The organism is Candidatus Chryseobacterium colombiense (assembly GCA_029203185.1).
Classification (GTDB): Bacteria; Bacteroidota; Bacteroidia; order Flavobacteriales; family Weeksellaceae; genus Chryseobacterium; species Chryseobacterium colombiense.
On sequence record CP119310.1, the window covers coordinates 1 to 25,916 of the forward strand.

Consider the following 25,916-nt stretch of genomic DNA (forward strand, 5'->3'; position numbering starts at 1 on the left):
TTTAATTTTATGTTAAGTAAGTTTGGAAGTGTAGGGTTAAAGTCTTTATCTTTGCCCCACTGAAAACGAGAGTATATCAGTAAGCGCAGAAGAGCCTTTAGATGGGCAAAAAGATTAAGAAAATCACTTTAGGATACGAAGAGAAACAATCAAAAATTTTTAGAAATAAAAGTTGCGGGAGTTAAAAATTTTTGTATCTTTGCAGTCCGGTAAAACGGGAAGCGCAGGAGTGGGATTGAATGGTAAATAAAGAAATTAAGGTCATCAAAAAACTTTAAAAAATTCTCAAAAAACATTTGGTCATAAAGAAATAATTTTTTACTTTTGCACTCGCAAATACGGAGCGCCACTGACAGAGAGAGTGCTTCGGAAAAAGCGAAAGATTGGAAGATCATTGACATACAATATAACAACCAAGTAAGGAAAAACTAAAGCGTTAAAAACTTTGAGTGAGTCAGACAAACATACAATGGAGAGTTTGATCCTGGCTCAGGATGAACGCTAGCGGGAGGCCTAACACATGCAAGCCGAGCGGTATTTGTTCTTCGGAACAGAGAGAGCGGCGTACGGGTGCGGAACACGTGTGCAACCTGCCTTTATCAGGGGGATAGCCTTTCGAAAGGAAGATTAATACCCCATAATATATTAAGTGGCATCATTTGATATTGAAAACTCCGGTGGATAAAGATGGGCACGCGCAAGATTAGATAGTTGGTAGGGTAACGGCCTACCAAGTCAGTGATCTTTAGGGGGCCTGAGAGGGTGATCCCCCACACTGGTACTGAGACACGGACCAGACTCCTACGGGAGGCAGCAGTGAGGAATATTGGACAATGGGTGAGAGCCTGATCCAGCCATCCCGCGTGAAGGACGACGGCCCTATGGGTTGTAAACTTCTTTTGTATAGGGATAAACCTTTCCACGTGTGGAAAGCTGAAGGTACTATACGAATAAGCACCGGCTAACTCCGTGCCAGCAGCCGCGGTAATACGGAGGGTGCAAGCGTTATCCGGATTTATTGGGTTTAAAGGGTCCGTAGGCGGATCTGTAAGTCAGTGGTGAAATCTCACAGCTTAACTGTGAAACTGCCATTGATACTGCAGGTCTTGAGTAAGGTAGAAGTGGCTGGAATAAGTAGTGTAGCGGTGAAATGCATAGATATTACTTAGAACACCAATTGCGAAGGCAGGTCACTATGTCTTAACTGACGCTGATGGACGAAAGCGTGGGGAGCGAACAGGATTAGATACCCTGGTAGTCCACGCCGTAAACGATGCTAACTCGTTTTTGGGGCTTCGGCTTCAGAGACTAAGCGAAAGTGATAAGTTAGCCACCTGGGGAGTACGTTCGCAAGAATGAAACTCAAAGGAATTGACGGGGGCCCGCACAAGCGGTGGATTATGTGGTTTAATTCGATGATACGCGAGGAACCTTACCAAGGCTTAAATGGGAATTGATCGGTTTAGAAATAGACCTTCCTTCGGGCAATTTTCAAGGTGCTGCATGGTTGTCGTCAGCTCGTGCCGTGAGGTGTTAGGTTAAGTCCTGCAACGAGCGCAACCCCTGTCACTAGTTGCCATCATTCAGTTGGGGACTCTAGTGAGACTGCCTACGCAAGTAGAGAGGAAGGTGGGGATGACGTCAAATCATCACGGCCCTTACGCCTTGGGCCACACACGTAATACAATGGCCGGTACAGAGGGCAGCTACACAGCGATGTGATGCAAATCTCGAAAGCCGGTCTCAGTTCGGATTGGAGTCTGCAACTCGACTCTATGAAGCTGGAATCGCTAGTAATCGCGCATCAGCCATGGCGCGGTGAATACGTTCCCGGGCCTTGTACACACCGCCCGTCAAGCCATGGAAGTCTGGGGTACCTGAAGTCGGTGACCGTAAAAGGAGCTGCCTAGGGTAAAACAGGTAACTAGGGCTAAGTCGTAACAAGGTAGCCGTACCGGAAGGTGCGGCTGGAACATCTCATTTTAGAGCGTCTTTAGACGTAAAACAAAATTAGTGTCCTAGACACAAAGTACTTATTCAAAGTAAAGCTTTAGTTTTTTGTTTGGTTGGTTTATAAGTAAAAAGATAAAAGTAAAAAGAGCCAAGTAATTGGATCGTAAAAAATTACTCATTACTAATTACTTATAAATATATAAAAAATAAAACCCACTAGAAATTAGTAAAAGGGAAAGAGATTGAGAAATGGACAGGAGGAAAAGGATTACTTATTACTCATCACCCATTGCTCATACAAAGTCTCGTAGCTCAGCTGGTTAGAGCGCTACACTGATAATGTAGAGGTCGGCAGTTCGAGCCTGCCCGAGACTACTAATTAAGGCGGCTGGCAAATGGCTTATAGCTTATGGCAAAAAAGCCCGAAGCAATTAGCAATAAGCCAACAGCAACTAGAGGGGGAATTAGCTCAGCTGGCTAGAGCGCCTGCCTTGCACGCAGGAGGTCAAGGGTTCGACTCCCTTATTCTCCACAGTTTTGGAAGACTGATTTAAAAGTTACGGATGGAGCCAAAAACAACATCTGTTCATCAGTCGGAAAAGAAGAAATTAAGATCATTGACATTAACGGTAAAGACATCACAAAGAGAAAACCGAGCACTTATAAGTGCTTGAGTAACCTAAAAATAGGAAAGAAATCGTTAAGGGCGTATGGCGGATGCCTAGGCTTTCAGAGGCGAAGAAGGACGTGGTAAGCTGCGAAAAGCTCGGGGGATTGGCACACACGAATTGATCCCGAGATGTCCGAATGGGGCAACCCGGCTAGTTGAAGACTAGTCACCTCGTAAGAGGAGCAAACCCGGAGAACTGAAACATCTAAGTACCCGGAGGAAAAGAAATCGAAGAGATTCCGTAAGTAGTGGCGAGCGAAAGCGGATTAGCCCAAAAGCTTTTATATGTTTAATAGAATGTTCTGGAAAGAACAGCCATAGAGGGTGATAGCCCCGTATATGAAAGGCATATTTGAGTGATAAATGAGTAGGGCGGGACACGTGAAATCCTGTCTGAATATGGGGGGACCATCCTCCAAGGCTAAATACTCCTGAAAGACCGATAGTGAACAAGTACTGTGAAGGAAAGGTGAAAAGCACTTCGAATAGAAGGGTGAAATAGAACCTGAAACCGTACGCCTACAAGCGGTCGGAGCCCACAAGTTGGGTGACGGCGTGCCTTTTGCATAATGAGCCTACGAGTTAATTTTACTAGCGAGGTTAAGGACTTCAGGTCCGGAGCCGGAGCGAAAGCGAGTCTGAATAGGGCGCATAGTTAGTAGGATTAGACGCGAAACCTTGTGATCTACCCATGGGCAGGTTGAAGCTCTGGTAACACAGAGTGGAGGACCGAACCGGTTGACGTTGAAAAGTCTTCGGATGACCTGTGGGTAGGGGTGAAAGGCCAATCAAACTGGGAGATAGCTCGTACTCTCCGAAATGCATTTAGGTGCAGCGTCGCAAATGAGTTTATTAGAGGTAGAGCTACTGATTGGATGCGGGGGTTTCACCGCCTACCAATTCCTGACAAACTCCGAATGCTAATAAATGTTCTGCGGCAGTGAGGGCATGGGTGCTAAGGTCCATGTCCGAGAGGGAAAGAACCCAGACCAACAGCTAAGGTCCCCAAATATATGTTAAGTTGAAGCAACGCGGTTGGACTGCATTGACAGCTAGGATGTTGGCTTGGAAGCAGCCATTCATTTAAAGAGTGCGTAACAGCTCACTAGTCGAGCGGTCCGGCATGGATAATAATCGGGCATAAACATATTACCGAAGCTATGGATTTGTATTAATACATCTGGTAGGAGAGCATTCTGTTTGCGCCGAAGCAGTATCGTGAGGTATTGTGGAGCGGACAGAAAAGAAAATGTAGGCATAAGTAACGATAAAGGGGGCGAGAAACCCCCTCACCGAAAGACTAAGGTTTCCTCAGCCATGCTAATCAGCTGAGGGTTAGTCGGGACCTAACGCGAACCCGAAAGGGGTAGTGGATGGACAATGGGTTAATATTCCCATACTTGCTCACACTAAAAAGGGGACGGTTCGACGTAGCTATTGAAGACGGACGGAAGTGTCAAGGCCTAGCCTTCGGGCGAAGCTGTTATAGTGAAATCGGATCCAAGAAAAGCCGAAGTGAAGCAACCCGTACCAAAACCGACACAGGTGGTCGAGGAGAGAATCCTAAGGTGCTCGAGTGAGTCGTGGCTAAGGAACTAGGCAAAATAGTCTCGTAACTTCGGAAGAAGAGACGCCAGCAGCAATGCTGGCCGCAGTGAAGAGGCCCAGGCGACTGTTTATCAAAAACACAGGACTCTGCTAAATCGAAAGATGCTGTATAGGGTCTGACACCTGCCCGGTGCTGGAAGGTTAAGGAAGGGCGTTAGCGTAAGCGAAGCGTTTGACTGAAGCCCCAGTAAACGGCGGCCGTAACTATAACGGTCCTAAGGTAGCGAAATTCCTTGTCGGGTAAGTTCCGACCTGCACGAATGGTGTAACGATCTGGGCACTGTCTCAGCCACGAGCTCGGTGAAATTGTAGTATCGGTGAAGATGCCGATTACCCGCAATGGGACGAAAAGACCCTGTGAACCTTTACTATAACTTCGTATTGACTTTGAGTAAGTAATGTGTAGGATAGGTGGGAGACTTTGAAGCTGGCACGCTAGTGTTGGTGGAGTCGACGTTGAAATACCACCCTTTACTTACTTGGAGCCTAACTTCTTTAAGAAGGACATTGCGTGGTGGGTAGTTTGACTGGGGTGGTCGCCTCCAAAAGAGTAACGGAGGCTTTCAAAGGTACCCTCAGCACGCTTGGTAACCGTGCGTAGAGTGTAATGGCATAAGGGTGCTTGACTGTGAGACCTACAAGTCGATCAGGTGCGAAAGCAGGACATAGTGATCCGGTGGTTCCGTATGGAAGGGCCATCGCTCATAGGATAAAAGGTACTCCGGGGATAACAGGCTAGTCTCCCCCAAGAGCTCACATCGACGGGGAGGTTCGGCACCTCGATGTCGGCTCGTCACATCCTGGGGCTGGAGAAGGTCCCAAGGGTTGGGCTGTTCGCCCATTAAAGTGGCACGCGAGCTGGGTTCAGAACGTCGTGAGACAGTTCGGTCTCTATCTATTGCGGGCGTTAGATGTTTGAGAGGGCTTGATTCTAGTACGAGAGGACCGAATTGAACAAACCTCTGGTGTATCAGTTGTACCGCCAGGTGCACCGCTGAGTAGCTACGTTTGGAAGAGATAAGCACTGAAAGCATATAAGTGCGAAACTCGCCTCAAGATGAGACATCTTTTAAGGGTCGTTGGAGATGACAACGTTGATAGGCTACAGGTGTAAAGTTGGTAACAGCATAGCCGAGTAGTACTAATTACCCGTAGATTTATAGCCTATTGGTTATTACTAAAACAAGCCTTATAAGTGCAACACTGGTTTTGCCTTTGTGATGAAATTTACCGATAAAAAGCTCATGGCCAATGGCAATCAGCCAATAGCCAACAGCTATATACAACCTTTAGGGTGGTTTTAGCGGTGGGGCTCACCTGTTCCCATTCCGAACACAGAAGTTAAGCCCACCAGCGCCGATGGTACTGCGACAAGCGGGAGAGTAGGTCGCCGCCAGTTTTTATTTAAAAGTCTCATACAGTTATGTATGAGACTTTTTGCGTTTTATACTATTTACTATATACATTAAACCTCATTCATTTATTTGAATGAGGTTGTTTGATTTATGCTATACCTTAACCTCCCTTTTTGATATCGCTACTAATCCGCATATCTCATCCTAAAATAAAAATCAAAACTATTTAGTAATAAAGAAAACTAAATACACAAAGAGAAACAAAAACTTAAGTTCGACTGGAGTAAATACCAATTCTGGATAACATAAAAGCCTAGTAGAACTTCTTTTACAATATGTAGTTTACTTTTTACATATTCTATTTTGTCAGATTCTTTATATTATTAACTCGATGTATATAAAAAATATCTAAATACTGTGAGATATTTATTGTGCAGATTGGTAATTATTTTTATATTTAGCAACTGCAGATTGCACACAATAAGCATTGATATTACAGAAATATGAATGTACTGTTTTTATTTTTTGTAATTGTAATTATCGAACTAAAACCTAAAAATATACATGAAAAAAATCTCTACATTCTTATTTGCTCATTTAGCATTTTTATCTTTTTTTTCCCAATCGTGGAGTGTACAAAATCAAGTAATCTCACAAAATACTTCTTTTGCCAATGGGATAAGTATTGTAAATAATGATAATGTATGGGCATATGATTCTGGCACGCCTAAAAAGTATGCAAAAACTACCAATGGTAATGCAAGTTGGGTTTCAGGAGAACTTACTGATATTAGTACATATTATAATAGTATGAATATATCGCCATATGGAGTTGGTTTAAATAGCTTTTCTGCTGCAGATCATATGAATGCTTGGGTAATGCTTCAATATAATGATCCATATATGCATAATGATATTTGGAAAACTTCTAATGGAGGACTTAATTGGCAGAAACAATTTACTTTTTCACAACAGAATATAGGTGGTAAATTGGTGCATTTTTTTGATGCTAATACAGGTATTGCTTTGTCTCTAAATACCGAAGGATTTTATCCAAATGACAAATATGCAATATACAGAACAACAAATGGTGGAACAAACTGGACTCCAATAATGAATAGCCCTAATACACCTGGAACGGCAGCACATTATTATTACGGATTAGGTGATGCCTTATATTTTTGGGACTCAAGAGTAGGTGGATATAAAATTTTTAAAACCATCGACAGAGGTCTTAGCTGGACAGAAATATCTCATACTTTTGGAGGAAGTGATTGGAATTTAACTGCCTGGAGTGATATGAGTAAAGGAATAGTCGTGGAACAAAACCCTACCATATTCACTCCAATGAAGTTTTTAAGAACAACAGATGGAGGAGTAACATGGAACGAATTTACATCAACCGGAATACCGCTTTCATGGATTGGAGATATAGCTTATCTTCCTGGTACAAATATTTTAATTGCAGTAGGTCAGGATAGTAATATATCAAGTACACAGGGTTCATGGATAAGTACAGATAACGGAAATACATTCACGGCCATTGATTCTGGCATTTTCCACAGAAATGTAAGATGTTCGACAGGTGGTGTTTGTTATTCTGCAGGTCATAATCCATCACTTATCAAACCTATAATGTATAAAATGGATCTATCCTCCTATCTCAATACCGGAGAGAGAAATTTTGAATGGGAAGGTATTTTTCCAAATCCTGTTAAAGACGAAGTAAATATCAAGACACAAAAGGGGATTAAAACTTCCTCTTTATATGATATTTCCGGGAAATTATTATTCAAAACAGATCAGAAAAAGATAGATATGTCTTCTTTACTAAAAGGTGTTTATATATTAAAAGTAGAATTTAAAGATGGGAATACTGTTTCAGAAAAAATTATAAAACAATAGTAATTATTATTGGATTGATAAATAAAAAGCACCTAAAAAGGTGCTTTCGTCTTAAATAATATTTTTTAATCTGATCACGGATTTGAAATAATCAAAGTAGATGGAATGTCAGATAGCCATAAGCTTTTGGTATCAATCAGATTTTTCCAGCTTCTACTGCTGATCAACATGAGATCCTGAGAGTTTAAAAACTCTTTCTCTATTTTCTTCTCGTTATATAGAGTAATATGGTTGGGTGCAACTTGTTCGATACTTCTTATAAGCTCTTTTACTTCAATATTATTTCTAATTTGTCCCGCAACATCCAGAATAATGATTTGAGAATTATTGTTATTGATTAACCTTTTAGCGTATTCCAATAAATAAAAGTCGCTTAGATTAAAAATCGGAACAAATACTTTGTCAGCAGATTCAAATTCTTTTTCTACCATGATACCCACAGGAATATGCGTTTTATCAAGAATTTGTAATGTAAAATCGTCAAACGGCGAATTGTTGAATATATTTCCTTTACCTTTTACCGTGTTCAAAAGCTTTTCCGGATTTATAATTTTAGTTGTAAATCCTAATAATCTCCCTAATAAACTTCCTTCATACATAGACTTTCCAAGCATGATGAGAAGCAGGTCATAATTTCCTTTATTTGAAATACTGGTCAGATCATTTTCGATATCAGTTGAAGCCTTAAATAGCGTGGTAACTTTTAGTTTGAGATCATGAGACGTTTCAATTACATTTTTGAACTGCTCGTTTTCATATTCATCAATATCATAAGCATGCATTTCATTTACAGGAGCAATATTCATTGCTGTAATACTTTTGTTCCCATTCATTTTATTCGTAAAATCGTGGGCAAGCTTCAGCAATGTACTTCCGGATTCCGGATTATCAAATGAAAGCAGTACGCGATATTTAGAATCATTTTCATCATGAGTTTCCTCAATAGAATTTTTCTTGGATTTAAAAATATAATTAATAAGATCTAAAGCAGGACCTGTCATAAACGTTGTAAATAATGCCATGATGACTAACATCGCGAAAATTTCAGGACTTAAAACTCCAAGATCATAACCGATATTCAGGACAATAAGCTCCATTAATCCTCTTGTATTCATGAGAGCTCCAATCGTTAAGCTTTCTTTCCAGTTGATACCGAGGAACTTCGCCGTCAAAGCACTTCCCGCGAATTTACCGGCAACTGCGGTTAAAATAATAAACCCGGTAATCATCCATAAATGTCCGTCATTTAGGAGACCAATCTGTGTACGAAGTCCCGTAAACACGAAGAATAAAGGAAGTAAAAGCACTAACGCTACATCTTCTATTTTATCAATGAAAAGTGTACGGAATTTTGTGTTTTCCGGCATGATTGCTCCCGCCATAAATGCTCCGAACAAAGCATGAATCCCGATCACTTCAGTAGTATAAGCAGAAAGGATAAGAGTAAGGAAGAAAATAGCAACCATTGGTTTGTTAATGGTATTTTTTCCTGCCTGCAGATCTCCAATTCGCTTTAAAAAGGGCCTTACGATTTTGATCATCAAAAATACATAAGCAATAGCCATAAGAATTACATAAATGGAACTTGCAAAAGAACCAGCTTTTACAATAGCAATTACGGCAGCAAGAATACACCAGGCTGTAATATCATCGGCAGCAGCACAGGTAATAACAATAGTCCCTAACTTTGTTTTCTGAAGATTTCGCTCCTGAACAATTCTTGCCAATACAGGAAATGCGGTGATACTCATAGAAATCGCTATGAATAAAGCAAATGATGTAAACTGTATTCCATTAGGTGCGAACTCATGATAGATATAATAAGAAAGACCGATTCCCAGTGCAAAAGGTATAATGATACTTGCATGGCTAATTACGACGGCATCATGCGCTTTTTTTCTTAAAACGCTCAGATCAAGCTCCATTCCCACGATATACATGAAGAGAATAAGACCAATCTGACTCAAAAACTGCAGATTTCCCAATGATTCTTTAGGAAAAAGAAAAGCGGAAAATTCAGGAAAATACATTCCTAAAAGAGAAGGACCTAAAACAATCCCCGCAATCATTTCTCCAATTACAGTCGGTTGTTTTATTTTCATACAAACCCATCCAAAAAGTCTTGCTACCAGAATAATGGTAACGATTTGCGCTAAAAGGAGTGCTAAAGGATGATGTAAATTGGTTTTAAAAGCCTCAGAAAAATTGTCCCAGCTTGAGCCGTTATTTGTTTTCGTAATAATATTTTCCTTGATTTCCAAAGTCTGTCCCTCTGTCATGAAAAAATACATCAGACAAGAGAAAAAAGAAATGGTAACCACGTAGAAAATCAAATTTCTGTATTTTCCCAAATTCATAATTCCAATATTTTATGCAAAGTTGATAAGAATTTAATTATAATAAGTATTCTTCTTTTTAAAATGTAATCAATGTCATTAATAATGTAATGAAAATCTATTTAAAAGAATAGCCGATTCCGATGCCTATTTTCCAAACCCCATTTTGAGTGGCTGTTTTCGTATTGTAATATACGGGAAGCTGTAATGCGAGCTTTTTGTAGACAGCTGTTAAACCAACGCCGAGATTCGGTGTAATGACACTGTTTTTTGTTCCTGCAGACTGATCTTCTTTAATTCTAAGAGAAGGAAGCATTCCCAAAATTAATTTTAAGTCTTTGTTTTTGAAACTAATATTAGGACCTGTAAAATTGATATAAGCTCCATGATCAACGTATCCTGCAACTGCAATTCCGTCAAAAAAAGATGCTTTGATCTTAGAACCTGTTTCTTGTGAAAAACAAAAGCTGGAAATGAGTATTCCACCAGCATAAAGATATTTTTTCATGTATAAATCATTTAACCGGATGCAAAAGTACATGGGTAAAATAATTTAAAATGAAGGGTGTAATGAAACGGATAAATTCTGTAATAAAAGCAAGAACGTCTGGAAAATTTATTTTCCAAACATTTCCATTAATGAGTTTTTATACGTTTCTCCAATTTGTAATTTCAGGAAACTTTCTCCTTCTGTAGCAATGGTTGTAATAATTTCGTTGGTAGAAAATACTTTAATGGAAGCTAAGGCAATAATTTCTTTTTTGTTAACCTGGGCAAAATCTTTTGAAGGAAGCATCTCAAGAAGGTTTTTAAAATTCAGATTTTTTAAAACAATCGTTGTTCCGTCGTTCAGGATGATATCTTTGTCTCTGCTGTCGATTTCAGAAGTTTTTATGTAAGCAATCTGTTCCGTAAAAATAACAGTCTTACCAATATTGGTATTCCATTCGATAAAATTTTTTTTAGGAGCATTTTGAAGTAGCTCCTCAGCTTTTTCAAAAGCCTGTATCAAACGTTCTTTTTTTATTGGCTTTCTTACATAATCAACAACATTCAGGTCAAATGCTTCGGCTGCATATTCTTTGTAAGCAGTCGTGAAAATGATTTTTTTTGAATCCGAAATTAATTCAGCCACCTGTAAGCCATTCATTCCGGGCATTTCTATGTCTAAAATACAGACGTTGCAATCTAGGTTATGAATTTCATGTAAGAAAACTTTAGGATCATTAAATGCTCTTACAACCTCTACATTGTCAATTTGTTCACATAGAAGTTTTAAATAGCTGATTGCCAGTAATTCATCATCAAGAATAACGCATTTTATCATAGAACTCTCCCAGGTTGATTTTTAATTCTGCCGTGAATATACCGTTTTTTGAATTTTTATGAAGAGAATAATGATCATTATAGATCATTTTTAGCCGTTGATCCAAAGACTGACTTCCGAAACCGCTTTTCTCTTTTTCCAGCATATTTTTTAAAGAAGCTTTATTACTTACCTTCATCGTAAAAATACGGTCCTCAAGCTCCATCTGAATGGCAATGAAGGAATCCTGGGCTAGAAAGTCGGTATGTTTAAAGGCGTTTTCAATCAGATCAACAGAAATAAGAGGTGCAAAAACTTTCTCTTCGTAAATCTCATCAGACTTATTGATCTTAGATTTTATTCTGAAATCAAAAAGAGGATTTACTTTTATTTTATTAATCTCAATCAAACTTAAAGCAAAATTCAGTTCTTCTTTAGGGCTTACAAATTTGTTGTTGCTTTCATATAAAATATAATCCAGAACATTGGCAAGCTTGTCCAGTGACATATAGGTTTGATAAGCATGAGACTGAACAGAATTTAGAATGTTTTTAAAAAGATGCGGATTAAGCTTTGTTCCGATATGCTCAAGCTGAACCTCATTCAGCCTTTGTTCAATTATTTTATTGGCTTCCGAAAGTTTTGCATTCCGGATCTTAAATTTCTGATTCTGGCTGAATAAATAAATGCTTACTGTTACAAAAAAGAAAATAGCAAATACTCCAATGAATATCAGATAATCATGAATCATGTAGTAATTGCCTTCCATAGTTTATTTTATTAATTGTAACGATGTCATGCTGAACGGAGTCGAAGAATCTCAATATTGTTCTACAATAAGCTTAATTCTAACCATTAAGAGCATTAAGTAAGAAAAATATCAGAAATATTTTATAAAATTATTGATTGTTATTTGATTAGAACAACTCTTTTTAGAGCTTTTTTAAAATTCTTATTGTTAGAATAAATGTTATTTATTTTAATTTCTTCAAAGAATTCAAGGTCACATTTTCCTCACACTTTTCATAGATGATTTCGTACGTAGGATTTTTTTCAGGATAGACTAAAACATAATCCGGGCAAGGTTGTTTTTGTGCGTGACTTCTGTCAAAATCTACTTTTCCAAGAGTAATGATGCTATCTTTTAAGAATTTTTCATCGATTTTTAGCGTATTCATTTCTGTTTTAAAAGTTTCGGAATACTTAAAATCTTTAGACAAAGTTTCGGCAATTACCCGACTGTTGGGAAGGTAACCGCTGCAGCTTGCTCCTTTTTTATTTAAGACAAAAAATACAATGGCAAGTCCCGGAATGAGACCTATTAAGTAGAATTTAAGTTTTTTCATTAGAAAATTAAAAGATTGATATCATGATAAGTAAGCCCGAAACGATCGCAAATGATTTTTTTCGTGTGTCTGCCTTTGTACATATAAAGGCTTTGTTTCATTTCATTTTTGCGAACCAGCATATTTTCGAAACCGCCTTCTTCGTCATAATTTAAGATATAGGATAGAAAGAAATTGGAGATGGCTTTTGTTGTTGTTCTCGGCATTCTTGAAGTAAGATTCGGAAGTCCGCAGTGGATTACACCATGTTTAATGATATAAGGATCTTCCATAGTGGTAAGCTCAGAAGTTTCGATCACTTTTCCGTTGTCGATTGTAATATCAATGATGACGCTTCCTTTTTTCATTTTCATGACCATGTCTTCGGTCACAATTGGAGTCATATTTAACCTGGGAAGTGCACCGATAACGACATCTGCACGTCTTAATGCTTTACGGAGCTCTTTCGGATCTATGATCGAAGTAGGAACTCTGCTGTCTACAATAGTATGAAGTCTTCTCAGTTTCGAAAGTGAATTATCAAAAACTCTTACACTTGCACCTAAACCGATGGCAGCTTTTGTAGCGAATTCACCCACAATTCCGGCACCTAAAACGACTACTTCAGCAGGTCTTACCCCTGTAATTCCGCCTAACATTAAACCATTTGATAACGCTAAAAGCTCAGAGGCATACAGAATGGAAACTGTTCCTGCAATTTCACCCACTAGTCGTACTAAAGATAACTGCTTATATTCATCAACGATAAATTCGAAAGCGATGGCATTTACTTTTTTCTCTGCCAGTTTTAAGAAATAATCCTTATCCCGAAGATTAATCTGAAGTGCTGAAACCAGATAGGTATTGGGTTTCATAAATTCAATTTCGTCTTCTGTAGGCGGATTGATTTTTAAAATTAAATCCTGTCCGAAGGCTTCTTTCGGATCTTTTGTGATTCTGGCACCTGATTCAGAGTATTGTATATCTGTAAAAAACGAACCTTCTCCGGCTCCGGATTCTATAATAATTTCATGGCCGTGTTCTACCAAAACCTGCACAGCATCTGGTGTAATACAGGTCCTCCTTTCATTAAGACAGGTTTCTTTAGGGACTCCAATACTGAACTGTTTACCTTTTTTTATAACTTCAAGCTTTTCTGCTTTGGGGATCAGTTCCTCCTCAGTGAAAGGGGTGAAAATATTCGTAGTACTCATTTTAAATTATATCTTACAGATAATTATTTTTCAATTGAATTCAATATGCAAAGATACATAATATTTAATCGAATGAGACTTCTCTGTTTTCTCCGGTATTTACAATACTCATTTCGTGGTATGTAAGCCCGTAAAGCTCATCTTCATATACTTCCGGCCATTCGATGATGCAAAGAAAAGCATTGTCAAGATATTCTTCAATTCCGATATCATAGACTTCTTCTATATTTTTTAAACGATACAAATCGAAATGATAGACTTTTCCTTTTGGAGTGTTATATTCATTCACAATAGAATAGGTTGGAGAATTGACTTCATCAGTACTTCCCAAACTTTTAAGCAAAAATTGTGTGAAAGTGGTTTTTCCGGCACCTAAATTTCCTTTTAAAAGGAAAATATTATGCTGTAACTGAGGAATAATGGTATCGACTATGTTTTGCCAGTCTTCTATTGTATGTATGGTGTAGTTCATTACTTATTATTTACATTTTTCTCGTACAAATTTAAGAAATGTCTGGCTCTTGCTTTCGCCTTTTCGGGGTTTCTATGTCGGTTATTTTGACTAGGGGCTTCGTAGAGTGCCAATATTTCCCCCATTTCTAGTTGTGTTAAATCTTTTGTTTCTTTATTAAATAGTGATTTTGAAAGATTGTGTACACCTTTTCTATTTTCTAAAAAATCAAAATGATTAAAGTTAAATTCTAAACAATCTCGTTGATTATAATGCTGCTCTAAATATCTTGCCACTAAGAATTGATCTATTGATTGTTTGTTTTTAATTTCTAAAATTGGAAATATCTTGTAAGCCATTTGATTGCATGGACATTCTTTTCTTTGTGAACTATCAGAATTCACTAAGGCTGAAAGGACATAATTCCAAGAATTTTCTGATAAAGAGTTGGGGAAAACGGTATTATAAAAATTTGAAAAACTAGCCGGAATTTTTTCACTGCTTCTTATTTCATAGGTGATCATTTTTTTGTCGGCATCATTAATAATAAACCTTCCTCCAAATTCGAAATACAAAAGAAAAATTAGTACTGAAGAAATTATAATGAATAAAAATCCTTTTAAATATTTCATGGTGTAAGTTTCAAATTTTTTCAAAAATAACTAAAAATAAAATTACTTATAATCATAATTTTACGGATAATGCAGAGTTTTTGATACTAAGATTCTATATAAAATTGTATATTTTTGTAGCATGATTTCCAAACAGACCATAGATAAAATATTCTCAACAATACGTGTAGAAGAGATTGTTGGCGAATATGTGCAGCTGAAAAGGGCAGGGTCTAATTATAAAGGACTCAGTCCGTTCCATGATGAAAAATCTCCGAGTTTTGTAGTTTCACCAAGTAAACAGATCTGGAAAGATTTCTCAACGGGAAAAGGAGGAACTGCAATCTCTTTTTTAATGGAAATCGAAAACTTCACGTATCCTGAAGCACTTCGTCACGCTGCAAAAAAATACGGAATCGAGATCGAAGAAGATCAGAAAGATTTTTCTGAAGAAGCAAAAAATGCACAGTCAGAAAGAGATTTATTATACAAAATTCATGAAGTTGCCAATGATTTTTTCCAAAATTTCCTTTGGGAGGTCGAAGAAGGAAAGGCAATTGGATTATCTTATTTTAAAGAACGGGAGCTTCGGGATGATATTATTAAAAAATTTCAGCTTGGATATTCTCCGGAAAAGAAAAATGCGTTTACAGCATATGCTTTAGAAAAAGGATATTCCAAGGAAATTTTAGAAAAATCCGGACTTTCCATCTTTCCGGAAAATACACCTGCTGGAGTTGACCGTTTTCGTGAAAGGGTCATTTTTCCGATTCATAGTTTTTCGGGAAGAGTATTAGGTTTTGGAGCCAGAATCCTGAAAAGTAATGTCAAAACTGCAAAATATCTCAACTCTCCGGAGACGGAAATTTATCATAAATCGAATGTATTATATGGTTTAAACCAAAGTAAGCAGGCGATTTCGAGAAAAAATAGATGTCTTTTGGTGGAAGGATATATGGACGTGATTTCACTTCATATGTCAGGAATTGAGAACGTTGTGGCTAGTTCCGGTACTTCTTTAACCACAGAGCAGATTAAGCTGATCAAAAGATTGACGGAAAACGTTACGATCCTTTTTGATGGTGATAATGCCGGAATTAAGGCCAGTTTCCGAAGTATCGATATGCTTTTGACAGAAGGAATGAACATCCGTGTTCTTCTTTTCCCAGATGGTGATGACCCGGATTCTTTCGCTCGAAAACATTCTCAGGAATATGTAGAGAAATTCATCGAAAATGAGGCGATGGATTTTATTGATTTTAAGGCAGAAATTCTTTTAAAAGAAGTTGGTAATGATCCTATTAAAAAGGCTGAAGCGATCAGGGATATTGTAAAGTCGGTGGGTTTTGTTCAGAATGCTTTAAAAAGAGAGGTTTACCTAAAAGAAGTTTCCAATAAATTTGGGCTTTCCGAGCAGAGTTTATTCAATGAGCTGGATGTTCAGCGCCAGGTGACTCAAAATCAGAATCAGCACGTTCAGCAGCAGAAGGAAAATGCAGCTCCTGTGAAAATGGAGATTGTGCCTTTGGATGAAGAAAAGGGAGATCCGTTTTTGTATGATGTTTTATTCATGGAAAATAAACTGGTAGATCATATGCTGATGTTTGGAGATGTGGTTCTGAAAAGGAAAGATGATCATAATGAAGAATATCAGATTACCGTTATAGAAGAAATTCTGCAGCATTTTGAAGAAGAGCATTATGAATTTTTAGTAAAAGGAAATGAAATGATCATTGGTCAGGTAAAAGAAGGCATTCAAAATGATGAACTGAGAAGCGGAAACTTTTTTGTATCTTTTATGGATGAAGAGATTACCTCAAAAGTTGTGGATGCATTAATCCCGTTGGATGATCTTGAAAACTGGGCATCCAGAAATATTTATCCGCCCAATTATGGTGATAAAATTGCTGAGCAGGTGAAAGGCGATGTACTGCTTCATAAATACAGATACATCGATTATTTAATAAAACAGACCGCTGTTGAGCTTGATGAACACAGGGATTCTGATCCTGTAAAGTATTTTGAGCTTATTCAGAAAATAACGTTGCTGAAACAGGCTTCCATACGTTTGAGTGATATTATTGAATATTCTCCGATTAAAGGAATCTATGGAGACAGAAAAAGATAATAAGACAAACTGCTTCATAATAGTTTCTCTTCTGTGACAAAAAGTCTTATATAATTTTAGGAATAAAAGTTGTAATTTAAACTTTGAAAAAATTTAAAATAATACCAATAGAAATATGGACATTAAAAAAGAATTCAGAGATTTCTCTGTAAAGCATTTAGGAAACAACGGTTTGGTAACCGATCAGTATATGGGAATGTATGGACCGACAAATCTGACGCCATACATTATGGAAGAAAGAAGATTAAATGTTGCCCAGATGGACGTTTTTTCACGCCTGATGATGGACAGAATTATCTTTTTGGGAACAGGTATCGATGATCAGGTTGCTAATATTGTAACAGCTCAGCTTCTATTCTTAGAAAGTGCAGATCCTTCCAAAGATATCCAGATTTATATCAATTCTCCTGGTGGAAGTGTATATGCGGGATTAGGAATTTATGACACCATGCAAATCATTAAGCCTGATGTAGCTACGATCTGTACAGGAATTGCAGCTTCAATGGGAGCTGTATTATTGGTTGCAGGTGAAAACGGTAAACGTTCTGCTCTTAAACATTCAAGAGTGATGATTCACCAACCTTCAGGAGGAGCTCAAGGGGTGGCTTCTGATATGGAGATCAATTTGAGAGAGATGTTGAAGCTGAAAAAAGAATTATACGACATTATTGCTGAACATTCAGGACAAACTTACGACTGGGTAGAAAAAGCATCTGACAGAGATTACTGGATGACTTCTGAAGAAGCAAAAGGTTACGGAATGGTAGATGAAGTACTACAGAGATCTAAAGAGAAAAAATAATTTTCTTTAAAGAAATAATAAAAAACACATCAAATATATTTGATGTGTTTTTTTGTCTAATTGTATGTAGAGCTAAATTTAAAATACAATTATTATTGAATTCAAGATAAGTTTATACTCATTATCTACTTTCGCATGCAATAAAAGTAAATAATGAAAAAATTCTTATTGCCTGTTTTTGCTTGTGTGGCTTTGGCTGCCTGTAGCAATGACGAAAATATGATCAATCAGGATATTGATTATTCTAAACTTCCGCAGGAGTTTCCTTTTTCAACATTAAAAACTTTGAATGGAGTAAATATCATTAATGGTGGTTTTGGTTCTGGAGCAACGGCACATCCGACTCAAAAAGGAGAATTCTATGTGATTACCGACCGTGGTCCGAACGTAGCCTACTCGAATGGAATTAAAATTCTGGTTCCGGATTTTACTCCTACTATTATGCATTTTAAAATCAATGCAGAAGGAAAGATTGAAGTGATTAAATATATCAAACTTAAAAATCCTTCAGGACAGCCGATTACGGGACTTCCAAATCCTGTAGGAATGGGAAGTACGGGAGAAATTGCTTATGCTGCAGACGGAAGTGTTTTAGGAACAGATAATTATGGATTGGACAGTGAAAGTATTGTTGCCGCAAAAGACGGAACATTCTGGGTTTCTGACGAATACGGACCTCATATTGTTCATTATAGCGCAGATGGAGTAGAGCTGGAAAGAATCAGTCCGATTGGTTTAAATACAGGAACTAGAAAACTGCCTGCTGTTTTTGCCAAAAGAAGACCTAACCGCGGAATGGAAGGAATGTGTATGACACCGGATGGAAAAATGCTGGTAGGAACAATGCAATCTACCATGTACGTGCCGACAAAAGCTTTGGCAACGAACACTACTTTAACAAGAATCGTGACTTTTGATCTGGTGACAGGTCAAACTAAACAATATTTATACAGACAGGATGGAGGAGCTTCAGATTCGGTTTGTGAAATTACACCTGTTACCAACACTGAATTTTTAGTGATTGAAAGAGACGGGAATTTTGGTTCTGCAGGTGGGCTTAAAAAAGTGTACAGAATCAACTTAGCTAATGCTTCGGATGTTTCCGGAACAGATTTAACGGCTGTAGACGGTATGAAGATCAATGGAAAAACCCTTGAACAATCTACCTGGGATGAAATCAGTGCAGCAGGATTAAAACCTGTGACCAAAACATTAGCGGTTGACTTGGTTGCGAAAATAGGGTATGAGCACGATAAGTTTGAAGGAATTGTGTATTTAGGAAATAATAAACTGGCTGTTTTCAACGATGATGATTTCGGGGTAGCAGACGACGGAAACGGAAATCCTAAAACAAAGACTTTACCTAAAACAGGTAAACAGGATAAAGGTGAAATGTATATAGTCGATATTCAATAATTAGATTTTTTGAATCGGCGGCATCTTCGATGCCGCCGATTTTGTTATATACTTTCGTTTTCGTTAAGTTTTTTCTTTTTAAAGAAAATTCTATGGACCAAAAAAGTTTGTAATAAAACATTTCCAATTAATGCTAATATTGATTGATAAACCGGGATCGGTGCATAAAATGGTAATAATTTGTTAAAAAAAATTGCTGGTGAACTGGCCAAAAATTTTATTAAAATAAAAGGATATTTCAGATAATTAGGTTCAATATCAATTAAAAATTGATCATACACAAAAACATAAATAATATCAAACAAAAGTATTCCGAAAAATAAGAAAATAAATTTCTTCATATTTTTGATTTAATAAAACTTTATTTTTAACTAAAAGCCTCAATAATCTTAGAGAAATCCTCTAATTTCAAAGCTGCTCCACCGATAAGACCTCCGTCAATATCAGGTTGAGAGAAAATTTCTTTTGCATTATCTGGCTTTACAGAACCTCCGTAAAGGATAGAAACTTCGTCAGCAACTTCCTGTCCGTATTTTGCAGCGATGATGCTTCTGATATGAGCATGAATTTCCTGAGCTTGCTCTGGAGTTGCAGTTTCACCAGTTCCAATCGCCCAAACCGGTTCGTAAGCAATGACTACTTTTTTAATTTCTTCGGCAGAAAGTGTGAAAAGAGCAACTTCAGTCTGGTTTTTTACCACTTCAAAATGTTGTCCTGCTTTTCTTTGCTCTAAAGTTTCACCGTTGCAGTATACAGGAATTAATCCTCTATCTAAAGCCAATTTTACTTTTCTGTTGCAGTGAGAATCTGTTTCACCGTGGTATTGTCTTCTTTCAGAATGTCCGATTAATGATCCTGTTGCATTGATAGACTCAAGCATATCAGCAGAAATTTCTCCAGTATAAGCCCCGCTTTCGTGCTCACTCATATCCTGAGAAAATACCCCGATTTCATCCTGTTCGAAGATGTCTTTTGCCATCATTAAATATAATGTAGGAGGAGCGATCCAAACTTCGCAGTTGGTCGTATTGTTGTTTTTATATTCCAGTAACTGAGTCATTAACTGTTGAGCATCAATTACATTTTTGTTCATTTTCCAGTTTCCTGCAACTATTTTTCTTCTCATAGTTTTTTATTTTGAAAGTTAGATTGTTAGAGGTTAGAAGTTAGTATTTTAACTAATTTCTACTTGTAATCTCTAAGTTCTCAATTAATTAATATTCCACAAATTTTTTAAAAGCTTATAATACGTATGCTCTGCATCAGTGACTACATTGTCCGCTTTTATTAAAGACTTTGCAAACTGTACAAATTTTTCACGCTCATCCTCTGTTGAATCTTCATGAAAGCATCTTGCGTGAAATTCAAAATGATCTTTCCATTCTTCAGGCTGTAAAAGAGCCAGCGTTTCAAGCTCATTATCCAGGTTCATTCTGAAAGGGAACTCATCTGCCAGATATTGCTGAATAAGTAGTCCTTCTTCAGGAGCAAATTCTCCGTCTACAGAAGAAAGTATCATTAATAAATGATAACCCGCAATAGGTTTATTTGATTTTTGCATTCTTACAATGTTATAATTAAAAATTAGTGTTTAAGTTTTGCTCATGCAGAGGATTAGTTTAGATAATCCTTTGCAGGAAGTTTGTCTGTAATTTTCCCGTTTTCAAGGATCAGTACAGAAGGATTGCTTCTGGCAATTGTTTTAATAGCTGTTCCGTCCATCATTGCATTCGGAATCGTTTTGAAAGTTGTGGCAATGGTCGAAACTCCGTACACAACCGTAGCTCCCTGGGATTTTGCTTTTGCTTCCACCTGTTTTAATAGTTCAGGAGAAACATCTTTAGGAGCATATGAAAATATCAGAATCGCTTTAGGAGCATGAAGAATGCTTTCAGTCAGCTCAATACCGGTAGGATCTTCAATCTTGAACTTTACAATTTCAGATTTATAGCCCTGTTTTATTAAAACAGATTGGTTTTTTCCTTCTTCAATTTTCCATGGAGAACCTTCTGCCCAATATTTGGTTTCTTTGATATAATCGTCCTGATTAATCTTTAAAACTTCTCCAGTTTTCTCATTTTTAAGGCTGTAAAAAGTCTTATATTCCGAAGGGTTTTTGCTGATTTTCTGTTTCTCGGCCTGTATGTCTGTTCCGATTTTGTAATCACGGAAATCGATAAGAGGTTCATGAATAATTCCGTGGGCTCCGATCAGGATCATTACTATGGAAAATAAGCCTAAAAGGATATATTTGAATGTATTGGATTCTTTCTTAGGATTGTAGCTGTAAGAATCTTTTTTCTTAAACTCTTTTCTGTATAAAATAAATACGACGATTAAACCGACTAAAAGCACGACATCTTTAATAAAACTTTGCCATGGAGTAAATTTTATTGCATCTCCAAAACATCCGCAATCCGTTACTACGTTGAAATAAGCGGAATAAAAAGTAAGGAATCCAAAGAAAATACAAAGCGCAATCAGTGAAGACAGCGTAAATTTTAATTTTAACTTCAATAAGAGCATGAAGCCTAATAAAAGCTCTAACACGACTACAATAATTGAAAAAAGCAACGCAAATTTCTCAAAAAACGGCATATTGAATACAGAAGGTGAGAAGTATTCTTCCATTTTGAAAGAGAAGCCCACTAAATCAACTGCTTTTACAAAGCCGGAAAGAATGAAAATAATCGCAATAACGAAGCGTAATAAAGCTTTCAACATATTAAATAGTTTTTGGTTCGGTTTTTTCTTCTTTTTCAGAGAATTTTATTAAACAAAAGACTGCATAATTAAGCATATCAAAATAATTGGCGTCTAAACCTTCCGAAACAATGGTTTTCCCCTGATTATCCTCAATTTGTTTTGTTCTTAAAACCTTTTGATAAATTAAATCGGTGATGGAAGAAATTCTCATATCTCTCCATGCCTCACCATAATCATGGTTTTTTCTTTCCATCAAAGCTTTTGCTTCATTGGAATACTTATCATAAAGGTTTAAAATTTCTTCTTTATTTTCGCTGAAATCATTGGCAAGACCTTTTTCAAGCTGAATAAGCCCGATAATGGAGTAGTTAACAATCGCAATAAATTCGTCTTCTTCACTTTCCTCCACCATTTTTTTATCAGTCATTTGTAAAGTGCGGATTCTGTTGACTTTAATATAAATCTGATCGGTAATTGAGCTGGGTCTTAATACTCTCCAGGCTGCACCATAGTCTTGCAGTTTTTTACCGAACAAATCACGACACTGACTGATAATTTTTTCGAATTGTATTGATGTCTTTAGCATAAATTCTCTTAATCTTTCAAAGATACAAAATAGGTTTTAGGTAGCAGGAATTGGTACTTAGTTTTTTAGGTGAAAGTTAGATTAGAAAAGGAGGAAGTTAGTATTTTTGTATATGCAAAATATTTCATCATCTATCCATGAACATTCTTTAAACTGTAATGGAAGATTAGTCGATTTGTCTTCGCCCAAAATTATGGGGATCCTGAATCTTACTCCCGATTCTTTTTCAGATGGCGGAAAATTCAATAATGAAACCTCAGCAATGAAGCATGCTGAACAATTATTAAAAGAAGGCGCTGAAATTATTGATATTGGACCGCAGTCAACACGCCCGAACGCAAAGTTTTTAAGCAGTAAAGATGAAATTGAAAGAATTGGAAATGTAATTTCTTTAATCAAAAAAGAATTTCCTGAAGTTCTGATTTCCTTAGATACTTTCTACGCCGAAACGGTGAAATTCGGTTATAATGAAGGCATTGATATTATTAACGATATTTCCGGAGGTCAGTTTGATGAAAATATGTTTGAAACTGCTGCTGAAATCAAACTTCCTTATATTTTAATGCATGTAAATCCTTCTTATGAAACCATGCATGATAAAATAAAATTTCAGGATATTACATTATCTGTTAATCAATATTTCTCTGAAAAAACAAAAGAATTATTAGAAAAAGGAATTAATGATATCATTTTAGATCCAGGTTTTGGATTTGGAAAAACAGTAGAAGATCAGATGAAGATGATTGAAGAGGTCAGATATCTTGGTTTTGGGGAATTTCCTCTGTTGATCGGAATTTCAAGAAAATCGTTTATTTATAAACCGTTGGGAAAATCTCCTTTGGATATTAACGAAGAAACACAGAAACTTCATATGAAAGTGCTGCAGCAAGGAGCTAAAATCCTCCGTGTACATGATGTAGCTGAAGCGAAGAAAACGGTTGAAGAGTTTTTGAAATAATTTTACTTAAAGGCACATTGTCATTCTGACAAAGGAAGAATCTATAGAATATCAAAAGATTCTTCATTCCACTCCGTTTCATTCAGAATGACATTGTACACAATATTTTTTAGTTTAAATCAGCTAGTTTATCAGCAAACTGCTTTGAGAACTCTTTTCTGTCTTCCTCCATTTTTTCTTTTGTGGAAGGAAGAATATAATTGAAAAGGATTTTGTCTTCACCATCAAGAAAAATAATTTCTTTCTCATTTCCATCAATCATCTGGGCAAAAATTTCCCACATGGAAGTGTCCTTTAATTTTAATAATTCGAAAAACTGATCTGCTTTTATTTCTATTTTCTGCATATGCTGATTTTAAAATTCTAATAATTTGAGCTTAAACTGTATCGCAAAATTTTGCTTAAAGTTTGGTGTTGTATAATAACCGACCCTATAAAATAATCCCAAGTTAAAATAACTGGAAAGAAAATTACTCCATTCCAATCCGACTTCCTGATACAATCTGTTGAGTGTTCGATATCTGAAATCATGATATTCGGGATGTTCCATATTACCGATGGTTCCTCGAAGTACAAAGTCGAAACTTGAAATATTCTGCCCGAAGCTTTTAAAATACCAGGGAAGCTTGTGGGTTAAATAATACGCTGCAAATTTGTCAGTATAATATTTTCCACCTTCAAGAGTTGCAAAACCAAGATAGGAGGTAAGGTTGAAGTTGAAGTCATTTCTTGTGGAAGCCAGTCCGTTCATTGTAAAGTTCTTCCAGATCGGAGCTCCCCCAAACACCATTCCTCCGTAAAGCCTTAAGCCCGTAGTTCCCAACATGGTTTTTAAATTGTAGAGAAAAAGCAGATCAAAACGGGAATAATTAAGATCTCCTCCGAACAATTTGTAGCTTTGTTCATAATTCAGATAAAATTCAGGATACTTCTGATCCAATAACGATTTTCCCTGCGGAGTCATAATATTGGTAGAGTTCGGAGAATATTTTAAAGTGACCAAAGTATTGAAGTTATCAAAAGCAGCGCCTTTGTCTCTGAAGTCGTAATCAAACATTGCTCTTTCTGAATTTCTTCTTACTGTGGAAACCAAAGTCACTGCATTGGTTAAATCATTTGTATAAGAGACTGAGAGCCCTTTAAACTCAAAATATCTGCTGTTATTAAGATTATTCCCATAGTTTGAAGTCCGCATCTTGAAGCTCCAGAGTTTTCGGTAAAATTCCCCCGAAGCCGTTACATCATTATAATGTTCAATACGGAAAAATGAATTCTTTTCTAAAGTAGTTTTAATGTCAAGCCCAATTCCATATTTCCACTGATCATCTTTGAAGCCATAAGCAAAATAATAGTCGGGAGAAAAATAAGGATTGAAATTTTCATTGAGTTTTGCTTTTAGTCCAACCCTAAATCCTTCATAAGCGTTGTAATTGACAATTTCATCAATCGCAAAGTCGAAGTTTCCTATCCGTATCTGTCCGTTTAACAGTCCGGATAAGATCTGTGCTTTATTGTCAATATTATAAATCTTTCCAAGGCTGTCTATCGTTGCATAGGTATTGGTTTCCCTTTCAGTCAAAGGATCTGTTCTGTATTGGTTTAATGTTTTTCCGTCTGCATTTTTTACGGTAAACGTATAGCCTTTGAAATCGCTTTTGTTTTGCTGGATAGGAGACTGAAAATCAAAATATCTGGAAGTCAGAAAAGCATAAGTGCCAAAACTTTTTTTATCCTTTTTCTCATGTCTTTCCTTGTTCTCTTCTTCCATGACCATATTGCTCATCTTCAGCTTTACAGTTTCCTGGGCGAGAAACCATTTATTGCTGTAGAAAACCCATGTACTGGTAACGATACCGTCGTTTTTGTTTTTACTGAAATTTTCAATCTTTTTAATACCATAAGTTTCGGTATCAATATATATGGCTCCGTTGTATTTTCTTTTTTTGTCGTTTTTCTTATAATTAACTTCCCGGAAACGGATGACAAAATTTTTTCTTCCGTCCATTTCTACCGTGTCAGTAAGGAAAAATCTATAAAGTCTCCTGTTTTCGTATTTTATCTGATCTGGAACGACATCTCTGTTACTTTGCTGAAGCGCAAGCATTTCGTAAATGGGCTGCTTAAGACCGGAGATCCTGTTGTCCAGAATATTAATCTTTTCGCCATATTTTTTAGAGTACAGAAATTCCTGAGCTCTCTCCCAAAGGAAAAGTTTGCTTTTTGAAAATATCTGTCGAACGGTAATATTATTGAGAGAATCCTGTTCTCTTTTCTTCTTAAAAAGAGTATTGTCAAAAAATTTTTTAAACTGTGAAATACTGTCTTCATCGATGTCTAACGAAACTTTTTCGTAAGATTTATAAGAATAAGAATCCAGCGATTTGGGAGAGTTTTCTCTGAAAAGGGCGTTTACTTTTTTTAAAATTTCTAAGGCTCTAGGATCACTTTTATCTTCAATGATAACGGTTTCAATGGATGTGATTTTTGATTGTGAATAACCAAAAACATACATGAACAAGCATAGAAACAATAAAATCCTTTTCATAAAAAACTTTTCAAAATTAGTGATATTTATGGTTCTGGAAA

20 protein-coding genes, 2 tRNA genes and 3 rRNA genes are annotated in these 25,916 nt (G+C 36.7%); 10 read left to right on the plus strand and 15 right to left on the minus strand.

Annotation, left to right across the window (positions count from 1 at the left end; all coding sequences use genetic code 11):
- Window positions 1-466 precede the first annotated feature (466 nt).
- The 6 genes from P0Y62_00005 to P0Y62_00030 all read left to right on the plus strand — a co-directional run bounded on the left by P0Y62_00005 (window position 467) and on the right by P0Y62_00030 (window position 7,491).
- Window positions 467-1,983, plus strand: a 16S ribosomal RNA gene (locus tag P0Y62_00005).
- 271 nt (window positions 1,984-2,254) lie between these two features.
- Window positions 2,255-2,328, plus strand: a tRNA-Ile gene (locus P0Y62_00010).
- 83 nt (window positions 2,329-2,411) lie between these two features.
- A tRNA-Ala gene (locus tag P0Y62_00015) sits at window positions 2,412-2,485 on the plus strand.
- Between the two features lie 158 nt (window positions 2,486-2,643).
- Window positions 2,644-5,396, plus strand: a 23S ribosomal RNA gene (locus P0Y62_00020).
- 125 nt (window positions 5,397-5,521) lie between these two features.
- A 5S ribosomal RNA gene (gene rrf / locus P0Y62_00025) occupies window positions 5,522-5,630 on the plus strand.
- Together the 16S, 23S and 5S rRNA genes with 2 tRNA genes alongside form the textbook arrangement of a ribosomal RNA operon.
- A gap of 520 nt (window positions 5,631-6,150) precedes the next feature.
- Window positions 6,151-7,491 (plus strand): T9SS type A sorting domain-containing protein, encoded by a 1,341-nt coding sequence (locus tag P0Y62_00030; GenBank protein WEK69940.1) that lies wholly within the window; start codon window positions 6,151-6,153, stop codon window positions 7,489-7,491.
- Between the two features lie 74 nt (window positions 7,492-7,565).
- On the opposite strand, the gene P0Y62_00035 is transcribed toward P0Y62_00030, so the two are convergent.
- From P0Y62_00035 to P0Y62_00070, 8 genes are all read right to left on the minus strand, one after another.
- Window positions 7,566-9,842 carry a cation:proton antiporter gene (locus P0Y62_00035; protein WEK71764.1) on the minus strand — a complete coding sequence of 759 codons (2,277 nt, stop codon included), beginning with the start codon at window positions 9,840-9,842 and terminating at the stop codon, window positions 7,566-7,568.
- 103 nt (window positions 9,843-9,945) lie between these two features.
- Window positions 9,946-10,335, minus strand: coding sequence for a hypothetical protein (locus P0Y62_00040; GenBank protein ID WEK69941.1), 390 nt, complete (start codon window positions 10,333-10,335; stop codon window positions 9,946-9,948).
- 108 nt (window positions 10,336-10,443) lie between these two features.
- Window positions 10,444-11,154, minus strand: coding sequence for a response regulator transcription factor (locus P0Y62_00045; GenBank protein WEK69942.1), 711 nt, complete (start codon window positions 11,152-11,154; stop codon window positions 10,444-10,446).
- On the minus strand, window positions 11,132-11,902 hold the full coding sequence (locus tag P0Y62_00050) for a histidine kinase (GenBank protein WEK69943.1): 771 nt from the start codon (window positions 11,900-11,902) through the stop codon (window positions 11,132-11,134). The genes P0Y62_00045 and P0Y62_00050 overlap by 23 nt, the downstream gene beginning before the upstream one ends.
- Window positions 11,903-12,107: 205 nt before the next feature.
- Entirely contained in the window at window positions 12,108-12,479 is a 372-nt protein-coding gene (locus P0Y62_00055; GenBank protein WEK69944.1) for a hypothetical protein, read from the minus strand.
- Window positions 12,479-13,672 carry an alanine dehydrogenase gene (locus P0Y62_00060; protein WEK69945.1) on the minus strand — a complete coding sequence of 398 codons (1,194 nt, stop codon included), beginning with the start codon at window positions 13,670-13,672 and terminating at the stop codon, window positions 12,479-12,481. Before P0Y62_00060 ends, P0Y62_00055 begins: the two co-directional genes overlap by 1 nt.
- Before the next feature lie 64 nt (window positions 13,673-13,736).
- Window positions 13,737-14,144, minus strand: coding sequence for a tRNA (adenosine(37)-N6)-threonylcarbamoyltransferase complex ATPase subunit type 1 TsaE (tsaE, locus tag P0Y62_00065; protein ID WEK69946.1), 408 nt, complete (start codon window positions 14,142-14,144; stop codon window positions 13,737-13,739).
- The gene (locus P0Y62_00070) at window positions 14,144-14,755 is read right to left on the minus strand and encodes a transglycosylase domain-containing protein (protein WEK69947.1); all 612 of its coding nucleotides are present in this window, start codon (window positions 14,753-14,755) and stop codon (window positions 14,144-14,146) included. The genes tsaE and P0Y62_00070 overlap by 1 nt, the downstream gene beginning before the upstream one ends.
- 121 nt (window positions 14,756-14,876) lie before the next feature.
- On the opposite strand from P0Y62_00070, the gene dnaG reads away from it, so the two are divergent.
- The 3 genes from dnaG (at window position 14,877) to P0Y62_00085 (ending at window position 19,080) form a co-directional block, all read left to right on the plus strand.
- A complete protein-coding gene (dnaG, locus tag P0Y62_00075; protein WEK69948.1) occupies window positions 14,877-16,862 on the plus strand; it encodes a DNA primase in 1,986 nt (661 codons plus the stop codon).
- Between the two features lie 115 nt (window positions 16,863-16,977).
- Window positions 16,978-17,664, plus strand: a complete 687-nt coding sequence (clpP, locus tag P0Y62_00080) for an ATP-dependent Clp endopeptidase proteolytic subunit ClpP (protein WEK69949.1) — start codon at window positions 16,978-16,980, stop codon at window positions 17,662-17,664.
- Window positions 17,665-17,817: 153 nt separating this feature from the next.
- Window positions 17,818-19,080 (plus strand): esterase-like activity of phytase family protein, encoded by a 1,263-nt coding sequence (locus P0Y62_00085; GenBank protein WEK69950.1) that lies wholly within the window; start codon window positions 17,818-17,820, stop codon window positions 19,078-19,080.
- 44 nt (window positions 19,081-19,124) lie between these two features.
- Here the strand turns inward: P0Y62_00085 and P0Y62_00090 are convergent, their stop codons facing one another.
- The 5 genes from P0Y62_00090 to P0Y62_00110 all read right to left on the minus strand — a co-directional run bounded on the left by P0Y62_00090 (window position 19,125) and on the right by P0Y62_00110 (window position 22,372).
- On the minus strand, window positions 19,125-19,421 hold the full coding sequence (locus P0Y62_00090; protein ID WEK69951.1) for a hypothetical protein: 297 nt from the start codon (window positions 19,419-19,421) through the stop codon (window positions 19,125-19,127).
- 26 nt (window positions 19,422-19,447) lie between these two features.
- The gene (gene tpiA / locus P0Y62_00095) at window positions 19,448-20,206 is read right to left on the minus strand and encodes a triose-phosphate isomerase (protein ID WEK69952.1); all 759 of its coding nucleotides are present in this window, start codon (window positions 20,204-20,206) and stop codon (window positions 19,448-19,450) included.
- An 84-nt stretch (window positions 20,207-20,290) separates the two neighbouring features.
- Window positions 20,291-20,641 (minus strand): TerB family tellurite resistance protein, encoded by a 351-nt coding sequence (locus tag P0Y62_00100; GenBank protein ID WEK69953.1) that lies wholly within the window; start codon window positions 20,639-20,641, stop codon window positions 20,291-20,293.
- Window positions 20,642-20,694: 53 nt separating this feature from the next.
- Window positions 20,695-21,804 (minus strand): DoxX family protein, encoded by a 1,110-nt coding sequence (locus P0Y62_00105; GenBank protein ID WEK69954.1) that lies wholly within the window; start codon window positions 21,802-21,804, stop codon window positions 20,695-20,697.
- Between the two features lies 1 nt (window position 21,805).
- The gene (locus P0Y62_00110) at window positions 21,806-22,372 is read right to left on the minus strand and encodes a DUF1599 domain-containing protein (GenBank protein ID WEK69955.1); all 567 of its coding nucleotides are present in this window, start codon (window positions 22,370-22,372) and stop codon (window positions 21,806-21,808) included.
- Between the two features lie 112 nt (window positions 22,373-22,484).
- Between P0Y62_00110 and folP the strand changes: the two genes are divergently transcribed.
- Window positions 22,485-23,330: a dihydropteroate synthase gene (gene folP / locus P0Y62_00115; protein WEK69956.1), complete on the plus strand. Its 846-nt coding sequence runs from the start codon at window positions 22,485-22,487 to the stop codon at window positions 23,328-23,330.
- 109 nt (window positions 23,331-23,439) lie between these two features.
- Here the strand turns inward: folP and P0Y62_00120 are convergent, their stop codons facing one another.
- Both P0Y62_00120 and P0Y62_00125 read right to left on the minus strand, forming a co-directional pair.
- Complete coding sequence (locus P0Y62_00120; protein WEK69957.1) at window positions 23,440-23,676, minus strand: hypothetical protein; 237 nt, start codon at window positions 23,674-23,676, stop codon at window positions 23,440-23,442.
- Between the two features lie 9 nt (window positions 23,677-23,685).
- A complete protein-coding gene (locus P0Y62_00125) occupies window positions 23,686-25,875 on the minus strand; it encodes a hypothetical protein (GenBank protein ID WEK69958.1) in 2,190 nt (729 codons plus the stop codon).
- Window positions 25,876-25,916 lie beyond the last annotated feature (41 nt).